Annotated in this window: 16 protein-coding genes; 11 read left to right on the top strand and 5 right to left on the bottom strand. The window is 61.0% G+C overall.

Going from position 1 to position 14,630, the window contains the following annotated elements; genetic code table 11:
* Positions 1-202: 202 nt before the first annotated feature.
* The 3 genes from FBZ99_RS05990 (at position 203) to FBZ99_RS06000 (ending at position 2,499) form a co-directional block, all read left to right on the top strand.
* Complete coding sequence (locus FBZ99_RS05990; RefSeq protein ID WP_113389177.1) at positions 203-820, top strand: hypothetical protein; 618 nt, start codon at positions 203-205, stop codon at positions 818-820.
* Positions 821-943: 123 nt separating this feature from the next.
* Complete coding sequence (locus FBZ99_RS05995; RefSeq protein WP_145631940.1) at positions 944-1,786, top strand: glycosyltransferase family 25 protein; 843 nt, start codon at positions 944-946, stop codon at positions 1,784-1,786.
* 11 nt (positions 1,787-1,797) lie between these two features.
* Positions 1,798-2,499: a polysaccharide deacetylase family protein gene (locus FBZ99_RS06000; protein WP_113355068.1), complete on the top strand. Its 702-nt coding sequence runs from the start codon at positions 1,798-1,800 to the stop codon at positions 2,497-2,499.
* Between the two features lie 166 nt (positions 2,500-2,665).
* Here the strand turns inward: FBZ99_RS06000 and FBZ99_RS06005 are convergent, their stop codons facing one another.
* Positions 2,666-2,860, bottom strand: coding sequence for a hypothetical protein (locus FBZ99_RS06005; RefSeq protein ID WP_113355070.1), 195 nt, complete (start codon positions 2,858-2,860; stop codon positions 2,666-2,668).
* 346 nt (positions 2,861-3,206) lie between these two features.
* Between FBZ99_RS06005 and FBZ99_RS06010 the strand changes: the two genes are divergently transcribed.
* From FBZ99_RS06010 to FBZ99_RS06025, 4 genes are all read left to right on the top strand, one after another.
* Complete coding sequence (locus tag FBZ99_RS06010; protein ID WP_145631943.1) at positions 3,207-4,469, top strand: flavin monoamine oxidase family protein; 1,263 nt, start codon at positions 3,207-3,209, stop codon at positions 4,467-4,469.
* A gap of 191 nt (positions 4,470-4,660) precedes the next feature.
* Positions 4,661-5,758, top strand: coding sequence for a branched-chain amino acid aminotransferase (locus FBZ99_RS06015; protein ID WP_145631946.1), 1,098 nt, complete (start codon positions 4,661-4,663; stop codon positions 5,756-5,758).
* A 101-nt stretch (positions 5,759-5,859) separates the two neighbouring features.
* Positions 5,860-6,789: an NAD(P)-dependent oxidoreductase gene (locus tag FBZ99_RS06020; protein WP_145631948.1), complete on the top strand. Its 930-nt coding sequence runs from the start codon at positions 5,860-5,862 to the stop codon at positions 6,787-6,789.
* A 62-nt stretch (positions 6,790-6,851) separates the two neighbouring features.
* Positions 6,852-7,892 (top strand): NAD(P)H-dependent flavin oxidoreductase, encoded by a 1,041-nt coding sequence (locus tag FBZ99_RS06025; protein WP_145631951.1) that lies wholly within the window; start codon positions 6,852-6,854, stop codon positions 7,890-7,892.
* 65 nt (positions 7,893-7,957) lie between these two features.
* Here FBZ99_RS06025 and FBZ99_RS06030 read toward each other — a convergent pair whose 3' ends face one another.
* The 3 genes from FBZ99_RS06030 to FBZ99_RS06040 form a co-directional block, all read right to left on the bottom strand.
* Positions 7,958-8,209 (bottom strand): DUF2312 domain-containing protein, encoded by a 252-nt coding sequence (locus tag FBZ99_RS06030; RefSeq protein ID WP_069613239.1) that lies wholly within the window; start codon positions 8,207-8,209, stop codon positions 7,958-7,960.
* 172 nt (positions 8,210-8,381) lie between these two features.
* Complete coding sequence (locus FBZ99_RS06035) at positions 8,382-8,687, bottom strand: DUF1244 domain-containing protein (protein WP_113330394.1); 306 nt, start codon at positions 8,685-8,687, stop codon at positions 8,382-8,384.
* 27 nt (positions 8,688-8,714) lie between these two features.
* A complete protein-coding gene (locus FBZ99_RS06040) occupies positions 8,715-9,509 on the bottom strand; it encodes an N-formylglutamate amidohydrolase (RefSeq protein WP_113389173.1) in 795 nt (264 codons plus the stop codon).
* A gap of 204 nt (positions 9,510-9,713) precedes the next feature.
* Here FBZ99_RS06040 and FBZ99_RS06045 point away from each other — a divergent pair, with 204 nt between their 5' ends.
* From FBZ99_RS06045 to FBZ99_RS06060, 4 genes are all read left to right on the top strand, one after another.
* Positions 9,714-10,202 carry a DUF1036 domain-containing protein gene (locus FBZ99_RS06045; protein ID WP_069613236.1) on the top strand — a complete coding sequence of 163 codons (489 nt, stop codon included), beginning with the start codon at positions 9,714-9,716 and terminating at the stop codon, positions 10,200-10,202.
* Positions 10,202-11,641, top strand: coding sequence for a pyruvate kinase (pyk, locus tag FBZ99_RS06050; protein WP_113389172.1), 1,440 nt, complete (start codon positions 10,202-10,204; stop codon positions 11,639-11,641). The genes FBZ99_RS06045 and pyk overlap by 1 nt, the downstream gene beginning before the upstream one ends.
* Before the next feature lie 126 nt (positions 11,642-11,767).
* Positions 11,768-12,649: an NAD(P)-dependent oxidoreductase gene (locus tag FBZ99_RS06055; RefSeq protein WP_113389171.1), complete on the top strand. Its 882-nt coding sequence runs from the start codon at positions 11,768-11,770 to the stop codon at positions 12,647-12,649.
* Between the two features lie 336 nt (positions 12,650-12,985).
* Entirely contained in the window at positions 12,986-13,621 is a 636-nt protein-coding gene (locus FBZ99_RS06060; RefSeq protein ID WP_113389170.1) for a LysE family translocator, read from the top strand.
* Positions 13,622-13,625: 4 nt separating this feature from the next.
* On the opposite strand, the gene FBZ99_RS06065 is transcribed toward FBZ99_RS06060, so the two are convergent.
* Positions 13,626-14,597 (bottom strand): threonine ammonia-lyase, encoded by a 972-nt coding sequence (locus tag FBZ99_RS06065; RefSeq protein ID WP_145631954.1) that lies wholly within the window; start codon positions 14,595-14,597, stop codon positions 13,626-13,628.
* Positions 14,598-14,630 lie beyond the last annotated feature (33 nt).

The following is a 14,630-nucleotide window of genomic DNA, read 5'->3' on the forward strand; positions in this document are numbered from 1 at the left end:
GCGATCGGGTTTGCGTGGCCTGCGGGCGGCATGCAAATCTGAGCTGAGCCCGGTTTTCAGGCACTGCTGTTGCTCGTAGGTGACATTGCGACGGCTTTCAGGTTCGTGTCAGGATTTATGCATCCTTCCCCGATCCGCCATTCAGTTTGGCTTCATTCGGCTCCGTTAGGTCGGCGACTTCAGACCTGATGGATATTCATATTTGACCCGCAAGACGGCAATCATCATTGGCAATGGCAAGCTGCAGCGTGACCTCTCTGAGGTCGTGGACAATGCAGAATTTGCGATGCGTTTCAACGAGCCGAAGGCTTCGATCGGCATGAGCGGTTCACGCACCGATATTCTCATGCTTGCAGCTTCCAGCAAGCCTATGCAGCGCCGATTGACGGACCCGACCTTCCTGACCAGCGCGACGTTCACGGCAGCCAAGGAGGTCGTGCTTGCCTATCATCCCGATATCATCCGCAAGTATCACCCCAAGCCCAATCTGCTCTCACGCCTGAAGGGCCGAAGAAGCGATTGGACGATGCGGACGATCGAATTGGTCGGTGCTGCCGGCAAGGAAATCCGCATCATGCCGCCGCAGTTTTACATCGAGGGCTGCGAGGAACTCGGTGTGAGCCAATGCCGGATGCATCAGCTCTTTCCGAGCACCGGCTTCTTCGGCATCCGATATGTGCTGTCACGATTGCCTGCAGACGAGTGGGAGGTGAAGCTGTGCGGTTTCAGCTGGGAAGGGTGGAAACGCCATGCCTGGCTGGATGAACGCCGCTGGGTTGAAGACAAGATGGCGAGCGGCCGCATCAGCATGCTCGTCTAGCTTCCTTCAGTTGTTCAGACCCGTTGAAAACAACCATTTTCAGTTTCGCCTCAGGTTTGCCTAAGCTCGCTTTCATTCAGGGTTGCTAGAGCCTCGCGAAATATGACCTCGAGGTATCCCTTCATGCAAGCCCACGAATTCAACCCGTCTTCGGCGATGCCGCTCCAAAGATCTCATACGGGATTCGAGTTCGCTCCTGCGTCCAATTCGGTCGGTGCTGCTCTGGACACGCCCGGCCAACCCGTCATTCGTGGCTTCATCATCCATCTGGATCGCGCCCGTGACCGCATGCCGCAGGTCGAAAGGCTTGCTGCAAAGCTTCCGGTGCAAAGCGAGATCGTTGAGGCAGTCGATGGCCGCACTCTGAGTGCCATCGAGATCGACAGTGTCTATCGTCCGCGGTTGCAGAAGCCATATTATCCGTTTGCCATGAGCACGGGCGAAATCGCCTGCTTTCTGTCGCATCGCAAGGCTTGGGCTGCCATTGTCGAGCAGGGCATCGATGCTGGTCTTGTCTTTGAGGACGATGTCGAGATCGACGACGCGTTCCACGCAGCCTTTGCTGCTGCCAAGGCCTGCCTGAAGCCAGGTTCTTTCATTCGCTTCCCGTTTCGCATGGGCAAGGAGCATGGCAGATCTGTTCTTTCCCAAGGGGAGACCGATGTCATTCAACCGACGAGGATAGGTCTCGGCATGGTGGCCCAGCTCGTCAGCCGAGATGCCGCCATCCGCCTGCTGGAAGCGACCTCCGTCTTCGACCGGCCCGTCGATACCACCGTGCAGATGAGCTGGTTTACGCGCGTATCGCCGCTCTCGGTCCTGCCTGGCGGCGTGCGTGAAATTTCCCCTCAGCTCGGCGGCAGTACGATCAAGAGTCGCAAGACACTGGCAGAGAGGCTCTCCAGAGAGGTGTTGCGGCCGCTCTATCGCGCCAAGATCGCGCTTCGCTCGCGCCGCATCATCTGAGACGATCCATCGTGGCTGTTCCAATCCTCGCATATCATCAGATTGCGGTGCCGCCGTCGCGCAAGGCGCCGTTCAGAAGCATGGTCGTCCATCCCGAAGCCTTCCGCCGTCAGATGGAATGGCTGAAAAAGCTTGGAATTCAGGGTGTGTCGCTGCGTGAGGCAATGCCTTACATCCGCGGCGAGAAGGCCGGCAAAGTCGCTGCCATCACCTTCGATGACAGTTATGCCAATGTCCATGAGAATGCCTTGCCCGTGCTGCAGGAGTTTGGCTTCACTGCCACGAATTTCGTTGTGGCGAACCAGATCGGCGGCAGCAATGTCTGGGATGTCCCCCTTGGCGTGGCTCAGGCGCCCTGCATGTCGGTCGAACAGCTGAAGCATTGGCACAGCCTCGGGCATGAGGTGGGATCGCATACGCTCGATCACGTTCGCCTGCCGCAATTGCCGATGGAAGAGGCGCGCCGTCAGATCACCCATTCGCGCGAGCTGCTCGAGGATTTGCTCGACGAAGGCGTTTCGTCCTTCTGCTTTCCCTATGGCGACGAAACGCCGCTCGATCGCGTGCTTGCCTATGAAGCCGGTTACAGCGCCGCCACGACGACACGCCGCGGTCGGGCGCGGCCGGGCGACGATCCGTTCGGCCTGCCGCGCGCGACCATCCGGCGCAACGACAGCTGGCTGCATTTCGTCAAGAAGTGCGTCGTCGGATAGTCAGCCCTGTAACTAGGATGCCGCCGTAAAGCTGTAGTTGCCCTTGGTCCTGTGGCCGTCGGCGGAAGGGCCTGCCATTTGATGGTCTATTTGTCAGGTGCGAGCTTATCGCTCACGGGCATGGCCAGCGTTTTTTCGCTATCGGTCGGTGTGGCCGCGGCTACAGCTATGGCTGCTTTTTCGGCGCGGGATCGGCAATCGGACGGCCATTACCGTCGCTGAGTGTGACAGCTCCGCCGACATGGTTCTGTGTTGTCGCCGCCGGCGGCATGAGGGTCCAGGTGAAATAGGCGATGAGTCCGCAGACGCCGAGCAGGAAGACACTGAGGATCGCGGGGATAGACCACTCCTTCGTGAACATCGGTGTTTCCGAATGCGATTTGAAAGAGGCGCGACGTGTGGCCGCCGTCTTATTGAGCTGTGTTGGCACAAGCGCCTCCAATACTACGCGTCGCGGTCGAGAGTGTTGTTCCGAAGGTCCGTTTCCGCACGATCTTCCTCACTATCTGTCTGGATGAAGCACGTACGACATTCGCGGTTTCAGCTCAATGCGGCAATTTGGTATCCCGTCGTCGCGCCCGTTTACAGGCCGCGCCGAGGTCGGCTACACATGATCGACAGGGTTCGCGCCGACGGATTGGCGAGCCTCATATCACCAAGTCGCGCGGCTGGTTTGTTCTCCAGCGCTTGCGCGAAGAGGAATTGGAATGCCCATCGAATCCTGGAGAGGCGGCGAGATTGACGTTGCCGTGATTGGTGCCGGAGCGGCAGGAGTAAGTGCTGCCCGACAGCTGCAATTGCTTCGGCCGGATCTCTCGATCGTCTTGCTCGAGGCTTCCGATCGCGTCGGCGGCCGCGCCCGCTCGATCCACCCATTCGGCACCGATGCCGCCGCGCTCGATCTCGGCTGCGGCTGGCTGCATGGCGCGCGCACCAATGCCTGGACTGATATTGCCGAGGAAATGGGCCTGACCGTCGATCGCACGCCCGCGCCCTGGAGCGACGGCGGCCATCGGTTAGAACAGAACGATCCCGATGCCAAGGCTGCGGCTGCCGCCGTCAACGCCTTCTTCGAGCGGGTCTATGAGTACGAGGGAGATGCAGACGCCGATCTCTCGGCCATGTTGTTGCCTGATGATCCGTGGAATGAAAGGATTTACGCCGTCGGCGCCTTCATGACCGGAGGAGAGCTCGACAAGTCCTCGGTGATCGATCTTGGCCGCTACGATCCCGGCCCTGGTCCTGACTGGCGCGTGCGGCAGGGCTACGGCACTTTGGTTGCGACCTACGGCTTGCCGGTGCCGACCGTTCTCGGCGCCGAGGTCAGCCGCATCGACCATAGCGGCGCTGGCCATGTCGTGCTTTCCACGAGCAAGGGCGAGCTGCGGGCGAGGGCCGTCGTCGTCACTGTTTCCACCAATGTGCTTGCGGCTGGACGTATCGCCTTCTGGCCGCCTCTGCCGGAGAAGATCGAAGCAGCCTCCCGCCTGCCGCTCGGTCTGGCAAACAAGCTTTTTCTTCGCGCAGCCGAACCTCGGACGTTCCCGGAGGATGCGCATGTGATGGGATCGCAGCATAGCCGCCGGACGGGAGCGTATCAGCTGAAGCCATTCGGTGCTCCGGTCATCGAGGCCTATTTCGCCGCTGATCTCGCGCTCGATCTGGAGAGGCAGGGCGTCGATGCGATGTTTGATTTTTCGGTGGAACAGCTGAAGCGCGTCTTCGGCGCCGATGTCGGCAAGACGCTGTCGCCGATGGCGGCGTCGGCCTGGGCGGGAGAGCCCTTCTTTGGCGGCTCCTATTCCTATGCGACACCCGGTGCGTCCGACCTGCGCAGCGTCCTCGCCGCTCCTCATAACGGACGTTTGTTCTTCGCCGGGGAAGCGTGCTCGAAGACGCGTTATTCGACCGCGCACGGTGCCTATGAAACCGGCGTTGTCGCTGCTGAAGCCGTTGCGGAAGCGCTCTGATGGAAAGCCGATGAAACCGATAGCCAGCTTGCAAGCGAGAAATAGCGATTCGCCTCATAATTTTATGCAAATCGCTCTTAAACTTGCGTGAGAACAGGCGTAAACGCAATCAAATACCACCCGATTTGATTTACACCATCCTTCGGGAGATGGGCGGCGAAAGCCGCGACACAAGAAGCATTGGAGGAGCCATGAGCACCGGCGAAAAATTAACCTTCGACATCCAGAAAAACCCTAATCCCGCGACGGCGAGCGAGCGGGAAGCGCTGCTGCAGAACCCGGGCTTCGGCCGCATCTTCACCGACCACATGGTGACGATCCGCTATTCGCAGGATCGCGGCTGGCACAGCGCCAAGATCGAGCCGCGCAAGGCGCTTCCTCTCGATCCCGCGACCGTGGTGCTTCACTATGCGCAGGAAATCTTCGAAGGCATGAAGGCTTATCATCTGCCGGACGGCGGTGCTGCCCTTTTCCGCCCGAGCGCCAATGCGCGCCGTTTCCTGAATTCGGCGGAGCGGTTGGCGATGCCGCGCTTGCCGGAAGAGCTCTTCGTCGAGTCCGTCCGCGAGCTGGTCAAGATCGATCGCGAATGGATCCCGACCGCCGAAGGGGCGTCGCTCTATCTCCGGCCGTTCCTGATCGGTACGGAAGTCGCCCTCGGCACAAAGCCATCGGCGGAATACATCTACTGCGTCATTGCTTCGCCGGTTGCCTCCTTTTTCAAGGGCGGCGGATCTGCCGTCACGCTCTGGGTTTCCGAGAATTTCACCCGCGCCGCTCCGGGCGGCACCGGTGCTGCCAAGTGTGGCGGCAATTATGCCGCAAGCCTCTCAGCGCTTGCCGAAGGCCAGCGTGAAGGCTGCGATCAGGTGGTCTTCCTCGATGCCGTCGAAAAGCGTTGGATCGAGGAGCTTGGCGGCATGAACGTCTTCTTCGTCTTCGACGACGGATCGCTGCAGACACCGCCGCTCACCGGCACGATTCTGCCGGGCATCACCCGCGATTCGCTGATCAAACTCGGGCGCGACATGGGCCTGACGGTGCGCGAGGAACCCTATTCGATCGAGCAGTGGCAGGCGGATGCCGAGAGCGGGCGCCTGCGCGAATCCTTCGCCTGCGGCACGGCGGCCGTCGTGACGCCGATCGGCAAGGTGAAGGGCCGCAAGCACAGCTTCACCATCGGCGACGGCAATGCCGGCGCTACGACGCAACGCCTAAAGGCAGCCCTGACCGATATCCAGTTCGGCCGCGCGCCGGACAAGAACGAGTGGCTGGACCGCCTGTTCTAAGCGAACCGTGAACCCATACCCGGCGGGAAAGGTATATGAGCTCTCCCGTCGGCTCTGACACAAGAAATCGCATAGTCACCCGAACCATCGGAGTTGTTGTGATGACCAGCGTCAGCGAACGTCCCGGCGGCGAGCCGGGCGCGGAGATTGGTTTTGTCGGCCTTGGCGTCATGGGCCAGCCGATGGCCCTTAATCTCGCAAAGGCAGGCACCAGGCTGGTGGTCTGGAACCGCTCTGCGGCAGCAGCCGATCCGTTGCGCGAGGCGGGTGCCACGGTGGCGGCGAGCGTCGAGGAGGTGTTTGCGCGCACACGCATCGTCATCCTGATGCTGGTCAACGAAACGGTGCTGGACGAGGTGTTGCGGCGGGGTACTCCGGACTTCGCCAAGCTGGTGTCCGGACATATCGTCGTGTCGATGGGCTCCAATCCGCCCGGCTATTCGCGCGGGCTTGCCGCCGATATTCTTAGCGCCGGCGGGCAATATGTCGAAGCCCCGGTTTCGGGGTCGAGGAAGCCTGCCGAGACGGCACAGCTCGTCGCGCTGCTCGGCGGCGATGCGGAGGCGGCGGTTGCCGAGGTGCGGCCGCTGCTTGCACCGATGTGCCGCGAAACGATCCTGTGCGGTCCGGTCGGCAATGCGCTGCTGATGAAACTGACCGTCAATCTCTACCTTTGCACGATGCTTGCGGGGCTTGCCGAAGCTGCACATTTTGCTGAGAGCAACGGGCTCGATCTTGAAACTTTTCAGGCGGCTATCAATTCCGGCCCGATGGCCAGCGATCTGACGCGCGTGAAAATTCCGAAGCTTGTTGCGCGGGATTTTTCAGTGCAGGCGGCGACGGCCGATGCGTTCAACAGCACGAAACTGATTGCGGAGGCGGCTTGCGCCGCGAACATGGCATCGCCTGTCCTCGATCTCTGCCGTACTCTCTATGGGGAAAGTGTCGAACTGGGAAATGGCCGGCTCGACATGGTGTCGGTGATCAAGGCGATCGAGGCCCGCACCGAAGCGCTTGGTCGCTCCTCGTAACTCACCGCGCAACCCCAATGTTGGGTTAAGACTTGGGCAGGTATTTCCGGAAGGACGGTCCTATGGACAGCAATCTTTTTCAACAGCTGGGCTTGAAGCATCCATTGATCGTCGCACCGATGGCCGGTGGTCCTTCGTCGGTAGAACTCGTGGCTGCGGCTTCCGCTGCCGGTGCCCTCGGCGCCATGGGTGGCGCCTATTTAAATGCCGCAACGATCGAAACCTTTGCAGCTCAGGTTCGCCAGCGAACCGACAAGCCGTTTTCGATCAACCTCTTCATTCCGCACTCAATCCCAGAGGTTAGCACCGATCGGCTTGAGCGCGCCGTGGCCGCGACCGCAGGATATCGCCAGGAGTTGGAACTGCCGTCGCCGCAGCTTTCTCCTCCCTACGAAGAGGATTTCGATGCGCAATTCGAAGCTGTCTTGCGCATCAAGCCGGCCTGCTTCAGCTTCGTCTTCGGCCTGTTGCCGACCGACCATGTACGAGAGGCGAAAAAGGCTGGTATCCCGCTGATCGGCACGGCAACGACACTCGACGAGGCGAAGGCGCTGAAAGAGAGCGGCGTGGATGCGATCGTGCTGCAAGGCTTCGAAGCGGGTGGTCATCGCGGCATTTTCGATGCGAGGGCAGCGGATCCGGAAATCGGCATGCGAGATCTCCTGGCGCAATGCGTCGGCACCATTCGCGTGCCGCTGATCGCAGCCGGCGGCATCATGACTTCAAGCGATATCCGGGCGGCACTGCAGGCGGGTGCACAGGCCGCGCAGATGGGCACGGCTTTCCTTGCCTGCGCTGAAGCTGGGACATCGGCACCCTATCGCAAAAAACTGCTCGAAACACCGGAGCGAAAGACGCGGACGACGCGCGCTTTCTCAGGTCGCTTTGCGCGCGGGATCGAGAACCGCTTCATGGACGAGATGGATGGGAAGCCGGAGGCCGTCCTTCCCTTTCCGGCGCAGAACAAGTTCACGCGGGACATACGCGCTGCGTCGACAGCGAAGGGATCTCCGGATCTCCTGTCTCTCTGGTCGGGAACCGGCAAGGGCGAGCTGTGGCAGGGGAGTGCCGCCGAATTGATCGGTCGTCTTTTTGCAGAGTGACGCTCAAAAAGAAAGGAGCCGGCAAGCCGGCTCCCGATCATCTTTCAAGACTGATAAAGTCTCGATCATTCCATGCCGAGTGCGGCCATGTAGGTCTGCAGGATGGATTCTTCTTCCAGGCGCTCGTTTGCGTCCTTCTTGCGAAGGCGAATGATGGTGCGGATCGCCTTGGTGTCGTAGCCGCGGCCTTTGGCTTCGCCCATGACATCCTTGATGTCGGACTGGATGGCGGCCTTTTCTTCCTCGAGGCGCTCGATGCGCTCGATGAATTGACGCAGTTCCGCCGCGGCCACGTTCTCGACGCTGTTCTCTTCCATGCACTTCTCCTAAAGGGTCTCAAAGGGGTCGCTTGCAGCCCGTCGCAGATGAGATCGGTCGGTCACCGATACGGCACATCGCTTCATGGCTTGCGCGGGATTTCGAATTCGATCGGGCAGTTGACGTGCCGCGAATGGCGCGCAAGGTCAAGCCGAATTGGTGAAGGGAGCGTTAATCTTTCGGCTTGTTCTGCTCGAAAGCGGCTTTTTGCACAGGAGAGGCTTCTTTCTGGTGCAGGTTCTTCCAATCCTCATAGGGCATGCCGTAGATCACCTCGCGCGACTCATCCTTGCTGACCGGCAGCCCCGCCTCTTCGGCCGCTTCGCGATACCAGTTGGAAAGGCAGTTGCGGCAGAAGCCGGCAAGATTCATCAGGTCAATATTCTGAACGTCGCCGCGTTCGCGCAAATGCGCAACGAGACGGCGGAAGGCGGCAGCCTCGAGCTCGATCTCTTGTTCCTTGGTGAGCGTGGTCATCTCTTTCTCCTCGATCCGCTTGTCGCTTCACGCCTCATAAGGGCCAGTGCGCGAAGGATAGCGCTTATATTCATGGAGCGCAGGATCGGCATTGATCTCGGCGAAGATCGGTGCAAGGCGATCGGCCCATTCGGCAATGCCGGCCTCGTCGCCGATCAGATCCTGCCGGACCTCCAGCAGCGCATGCGCAATGCCTTTCATCATGCAATGGCGGAACATGGTGTCATTGCGCAGGGCACCGTCATAAGGCTCGTTGTCTCCTATCACGAGATCGGTATTGGCGCCGAGCTTTGCAAGGAGCGGCACGACGGCACGGTCGTCGCTATCCCAGAGCACGCTGGCATGCCAGGGGCGCGGCACGCCTTTCCAAGCCGGTGTAAAGGAATGCATCGAGAAAACCAGGGGCGCCTTGCCCGTCGCCTCGGCTACGGCGGAAATCGTCTCGTCGACCGCTTTATGATAGGGCCGGTGGAAGGCTTCTATGCGGTAATTCCATTCCTCATCCGTGATCGGATGATTGCCCGGGATGATGGCTCCGTCCGAGATCTTCATGATGAGCGTCGGGTCATCCTCGCCACGGTTCGGATCGATCAGCAGACGGGAAAAGCCGCCCAGCACGCCGGGCACGCCCAGCCGCGCGCAGAGATGACGGCACAGGCCTTCGATGCCAATGTCATAGGCGATGTGGCGGGAAAAGGCAGTCTCCGGCAGGCCAAGGCTGCCGTAACGCCCGGGCAGGCGCCGCATGGCGTGATCGCCGAGAATGACCATGCCTTTGTCACGATTGCCGGGTATGAATTCAAACGGTCTGAAATCGGTCATGCGGATTGTCGATTATTGAAATTTTCAACTCTTTGTTTGATTGCATGTGCAGATGGAAGGTGCAAGGTTTGCAGCTTCGATCGGATGGAGAGCGGCGCATGGTGCCGTCACCATCCCGTGAAGAAAATATAATCGATTAGAGTTGCGTTGACATTCATGGGATGGCGGCGCAAGAAGACGCAACAACGAATAACCGGGAGCCAATTGGAAGCCGTGTCCAGCCAAGTCGCGCCACGTTTCGTTAAGCGGTCAGGCCCGCTCGCCCGAATCGCCTTCCTCATCCTTGCTGCGGCCGCGCCGTTCTTCTTCATGCCGAATGCCGCCCATGCCGATTTCCGAACGTGCAATGGTACGCAGAACCTTGTCGGCGTTGCGATCGGCTATCGCGCGAAGGACGGCTGGGTGACGGAGGGCTGGTGGCAGATTCCGGCCAATACCTGCGCGACTTTGATCGAGGGGCCGCTTCAATCCCGCTATTATTACCTCTACGCAGAAGACGCGGCCCGCGGCGGCCGCTGGACGGGCGACGTCGAAATGTGCGTGGCGGAAAACGAATTCAAAATCCCAGGCGTCAAGGATTGCTACGCGCGTGGCTATCAGAAGATGGGATTCAAGGAATACGACACCGGGCGCCAGGCGAGCTGGATGGTTCAGCTTTCCGAGCCCTCGGGCAGCCAAGAAAGCCAGAATTGATGAGACGAAACCGAAAAGTCAAAATCCTCGCAACGCTCGGTCCGGCCTCCTCTTCGGAGGAAATGATCCAGAAGCTTCATGAGGCCGGCGCGGACCTGTTCCGCATCAACATGAGCCATGCCAGCCATGATGTGATGCGCACGCTGATCCAGCGCATTCGCGCCGTCGAAAGCCGTTGCGGCCGTCCGATCGGCATTCTCGCTGACTTGCAGGGTCCCAAGCTGCGCGTCGGCAAGTTTGCGGAAACCAAGGTCGACCTCAAGCCCGGCCAGACCTTTACGCTCGACAATCAGGATATCCCCGGCGACAACACGCGTGTCTACCTGCCGCACCCGGAAATCCTGGAATCGGTTCAGCCCGGCCACCGCCTGCTAATCGATGACGGCAAGCTGGCGCTGCGCGCCGAAAAGTGCGACGGCAAGAGCATCGTGACAACGGTCATTTCGGGCACGAAGATTTCCGACCGCAAGGGCGTCAGCCTGCCCGATACGCTGCTCGGCGTCGGCGCGCTGACTGACAAGGACCGCGCCGACCTCGACGCCGTTCTCGCGACCAATGAAGTCGACTGGGTTGCGCTCTCCTTCATCCAGCGCCCGGAAGATCTGACGGAAGTCCGCAAGATCTCGCATGGCCGCGTCGGCCTGATGTCGAAGATCGAAAAGCCGCAGGCTGTCGAGCGCATCGAGGAAATCATTGAGCTTTCCGACGCACTGATGGTGGCCCGCGGCGACCTTGGCGTGGAAATGCCGCTGGAAGCCGTTCCCGGCATTCAGAAGCAGCTGATCCGCGCCTGCCGCCGTTCCGGCAAGCCGGTGGTCGTTGCTACGCAGATGCTGGAATCGATGATCTCCGCGCCGGTCCCGACCCGCGCCGAAGTCTCAGACGTCGCGACCGCCGTCTTCGAAGGCGCCGATGCCGTTATGCTTTCTGCAGAATCTGCATCCGGCGACTATCCGGTCGAAGCCGTTTCCATGATGGCCTCGATTGCCGGCACCATCGAGCGCGAGCCGCATTATCCGGGCATCATCTATGCCCAGCGCGCGCTGCCTGAGGCAACCGGCGCCGATGCGATCTCGCTCGCCGCCCGCCAGATCGCCGAGACGCTGAAGCTTGCCGCCATCGTCTGCTACACATCATCCGGCACCACCGGTCTGCGCGCCTCGCGCGAGCGTCCGCAAGTTCCGATCCTGGCGCTGTCGCCGATCATCCAGACCGCGCGGCGCCTGTCCGTCGTCTGGGGCATGCACTGTGTGGTCACTCATGATGCCACCGACCTCGACGACATGGTCAACAATGCTTGCCGTATCGTTGCCGAAGAAGGCTTCGGCAAGCCGGGAGACCGCATCATCATTTCGGCCGGTGTTCCGCTCGGCACGCCGGGCGCCACCAACATGCTGCGTATTGCCTATATCGGTTCGGACGGCCAGTCCGGCGTGTGATTGCCGACATCCGATTGCGGCAGCACCTGAAACATCCGAAACCCGCTGTCGAAAGACGGCGGGTTTTTTCTTGAAGCCGAAGCGTCTGCGATCCCCAAGCAGGCGGATTGAGAAGGAGATATGCCAATGAAAGTCGGATTTATCGGATTGGGCCAGATGGGCAGCGCCATGGCCGCCAATCTCATCAAGGCCGGGCATGAGGTGACCGTCTACAATCGGTCGCGCGACAAGGCCGGGGCTCTGGCCGGCGAGGGCGCCAAGGTTGCGGCGACCGTAGCGGATGCGTGCGGCGGCAAGGCTGTCTTCACCATGCTCGCACATGACGATGCGCTATCGGCCGTCGTCCATGGCGATGGCGGCGTTCTGGCAAGCCTTGGCAAGGGTGCAGTCCATATTTCCGCCAGCACGATCAGCGTGGCGATGTCCGAGCGGCTCACTAAAGAGCACACCGCGGCGGGCCAGCGCTTCGTTGCCGCGCCCGTCTTCGGTCGTCCGGAAGCTGCTGCTGCGGCGAAGCTTTTCGTTGCCGCCGCGGGTGCGCCAGACGCCATCCAGTCGGTTACGCCGCTCTTCGACGCCATCGGTCAGCGGACTTTCGTCCTCGGCGAGGAGCCGAAGTCTGCCAATCTCGTCAAGCTCAGCGGCAATTTCCTCATCGCTTCGGTCATCGAGTCGCTCGGCGAGGCCATGGCGCTGGTCGAGAAGGGCGGTGTCGACCGGCATGCCTACCTCGATCTCTTGACCTCGACGCTGTTCAACGCACCTGTCTACAAGACCTATGGCGGGCTGATCGCGGATCGCAAGTTCCAACCAGCCGGTTTCACCGCACCCCTCGGCCAGAAGGATATCCGGCTGGCATTGGCTGCCGGCGAGGCGCTGAACGTGCCGCTGCCGTTGGCGAGCCTGCTGCGCGATCGGTTCCTCAACCTGCTGGCGCATGGCGGCGAGGAGCTGGACTGGTCGGCGATTGGCGCGTTGGCGGCAAAGGATGCGGGGTTGCTGGGGTAATTGGCTGACCTTGGGGGTGTCATCGCCGACGATTGAGTTCGTGGAGGGTGTGCACCCCCCTTTGTCACTTCGCGACATCTCCCCCACAAGGAGGGAGATCGTTGGGAGCTTGCTGCTCTTCCTTTCGAACCGACGAATTGCAGTTTCTGCAGATACGATGTGCCTTGGGGCTCATGGGTGCCGCCCCAATCTCCCCCCTTGTGGGGGAGAGGTCCCGACAGGGACAGAGGGGGGTATCACAGGTGCGGCAAACTGGTGAAAGCCAGGCGAACGAAGCGACCCCTTGCTAACCACCTTCCCACATGCAACCTTCCTCTCTTCAAGAGGAGGGACACCATGCATCTCACCACGCTGCTCGCCTTCGCCGCCGTTTCCTTCATCGGTATTGCAACGCCGGGGCCGACTGTGCTTCTGGCGCTGACCAATGGTTCGCGCTTCGGCGTCAGGCGGGCCCTGCCGGGCATGATCGGTGCCGTTCTTTCTGACGCCGTACTGATCAGCGCCGTTGCCATCGGGCTTGGCGCCCTGCTGGCGGCTTCTGAATTCTGGTTTTCGGCCCTGAAATGGGTAGGTGCAGCCTATCTCGCTTTTCTCGGCATCATGATGCTGCGCTCCAAGGGAAGCATCGACGGCGCGTTGCAGGCGAGCGCGGGCCAGACGAAAGGAACCGCGTTCTCGATTGGGCTGAAGAGCTTCATGGTCGCCGTCACCAATCCGAAGGGCTATCTCTTCTTCTCGGCCTTCCTGCCGCAGTTCATCGATCCCTCGGCGCCGCAGATGCAGCAATATATCGTGCTCGGTGCGATCTTCGCCGCGCTCGATTTCGTAATCATGTTCGGCTACGCGGTCTTCGGTTCGCAGGCCGTGCGTGTGCTGAAGTCGGAAGGTGCAAAATGGCTCGAGCGCGCCTGCGGCGGCGCGCTGCTGGCTCTTGCCGGATCGCTGGCGCTCTATCGGCGTGCCGTGAATTAAAGGCCTAGTGGCGGCTTAATGCCGCCTCGAAGACTTCCCTGTCGACATTGCCGCCCGACGTGACCGCGATCACCGTATCCCCGTCGATGTGCTTGCCGTGGAAGAGTGCTGCAGCAAGCGCGACGGCGCCGCCCGGCTCCACCACGATCTTTAAACGGGTGAAGGCGAGTGCCATGGCCTTCTGTGCTTCTTCATCCGTCACGACGAGGCCGAGGCCGCAGAGACGCTTGAGGATCGGAAAAGTGATGTTGCCCGGTTGTGGCGTGATGATGGCGTCGCAGATCGAGCCCTGCAGTGCGGCATTGCGCTCGATCTTACCCGAGGCCAGCGAGCGCGTGGTGTCATCAAAATTTTCCGGCTCGCATGGATGCACCTTCAGGCCCGGAGCGCGGGATTCGAGCGCCAGTGCAATCCCCGAAGTCAGGCCTCCTCCGCCGCAGGGAACAAGGACGCTGGCCGTCTCGATGCCTTCCTCGGCGGCCTGTTCGGCAATTTCCAGCCCGGTCGTTCCCTGGCCGGCGATCACCTGCGGCTCGTCGAAAGGCTTGATGAGCGTCAGACCGCGCTCGCTGGAAATACGTGCGCCGATCTCATCGCGATCTTCCTTTACGCGATCGTAGAGCACAACCTCGGCACCGAAGGCACGGGTATTGGCGATCTTCAGCTTCGGCGCGTCGGTCGGCATGATGATGACAGAGGGGATGCCGTGCAGCTTTGCGGCCAGCGCCACACCCTGGGCATGGTTGCCGGAGGAGAAGGCGATCACGCCTCTGGCCCGCACGTTTGGCTCCAGCGCTGAAACAGCCGACCAGCCGCCGCGAAACTTGAAGGAGCCGGAATGCTGCAGGCATTCGGCTTTCACGAACAGGCGGCGCCCGGCGATTTCATCGAGAAAGGGCGAGGAGAGGAGCGGCGTGCGGCGCGCCCGGCCGCCGAGGCGAGTGCGGGCGGCTTCGATCATTGCGATATCGACCATGGAGGGATCACTCTTCTGATTTAGAAAGGCTTT

Source organism: Rhizobium sp. ERR 1071 (assembly GCF_007828675.1).
Taxonomy (GTDB): domain Bacteria; phylum Pseudomonadota; class Alphaproteobacteria; order Rhizobiales; family Rhizobiaceae; genus Rhizobium; species Rhizobium dioscoreae.

Coding starts and splice junctions, on each gene's coding strand:
- FBZ99_RS05995 (WP_145631940.1), top strand. CDS start 944: ATGCAAGCCCACGAATTCAACCCGTCTTCGGCGATGCCGCTCCAAAGA.
- FBZ99_RS06005 (WP_113355070.1), bottom strand. CDS start 2,860: ATGTTCACGAAGGAGTGGTCTATCCCCGCGATCCTCAGTGTCTTCCTG.
- FBZ99_RS06010 (WP_145631943.1), top strand. CDS start 3,207: ATGCCCATCGAATCCTGGAGAGGCGGCGAGATTGACGTTGCCGTGATT.
- FBZ99_RS06015 (WP_145631946.1), top strand. CDS start 4,661: ATGAGCACCGGCGAAAAATTAACCTTCGACATCCAGAAAAACCCTAAT.
- FBZ99_RS06020 (WP_145631948.1), top strand. CDS start 5,860: ATGACCAGCGTCAGCGAACGTCCCGGCGGCGAGCCGGGCGCGGAGATT.
- FBZ99_RS06025 (WP_145631951.1), top strand. CDS start 6,852: ATGGACAGCAATCTTTTTCAACAGCTGGGCTTGAAGCATCCATTGATC.
- FBZ99_RS06030 (WP_069613239.1), bottom strand. CDS start 8,209: ATGGAAGAGAACAGCGTCGAGAACGTGGCCGCGGCGGAACTGCGTCAA.
- FBZ99_RS06035 (WP_113330394.1), bottom strand. CDS start 8,687: ATGACCACGCTCACCAAGGAACAAGAGATCGAGCTCGAGGCTGCCGCC.
- FBZ99_RS06040 (WP_113389173.1), bottom strand. CDS start 9,509: ATGACCGATTTCAGACCGTTTGAATTCATACCCGGCAATCGTGACAAA.
- pyk (WP_113389172.1), top strand. CDS start 10,202: ATGAGACGAAACCGAAAAGTCAAAATCCTCGCAACGCTCGGTCCGGCC.
- FBZ99_RS06055 (WP_113389171.1), top strand. CDS start 11,768: ATGAAAGTCGGATTTATCGGATTGGGCCAGATGGGCAGCGCCATGGCC.
- FBZ99_RS06060 (WP_113389170.1), top strand. CDS start 12,986: ATGCATCTCACCACGCTGCTCGCCTTCGCCGCCGTTTCCTTCATCGGT.
- FBZ99_RS06065 (WP_145631954.1), bottom strand. CDS start 14,597: ATGGTCGATATCGCAATGATCGAAGCCGCCCGCACTCGCCTCGGCGGC.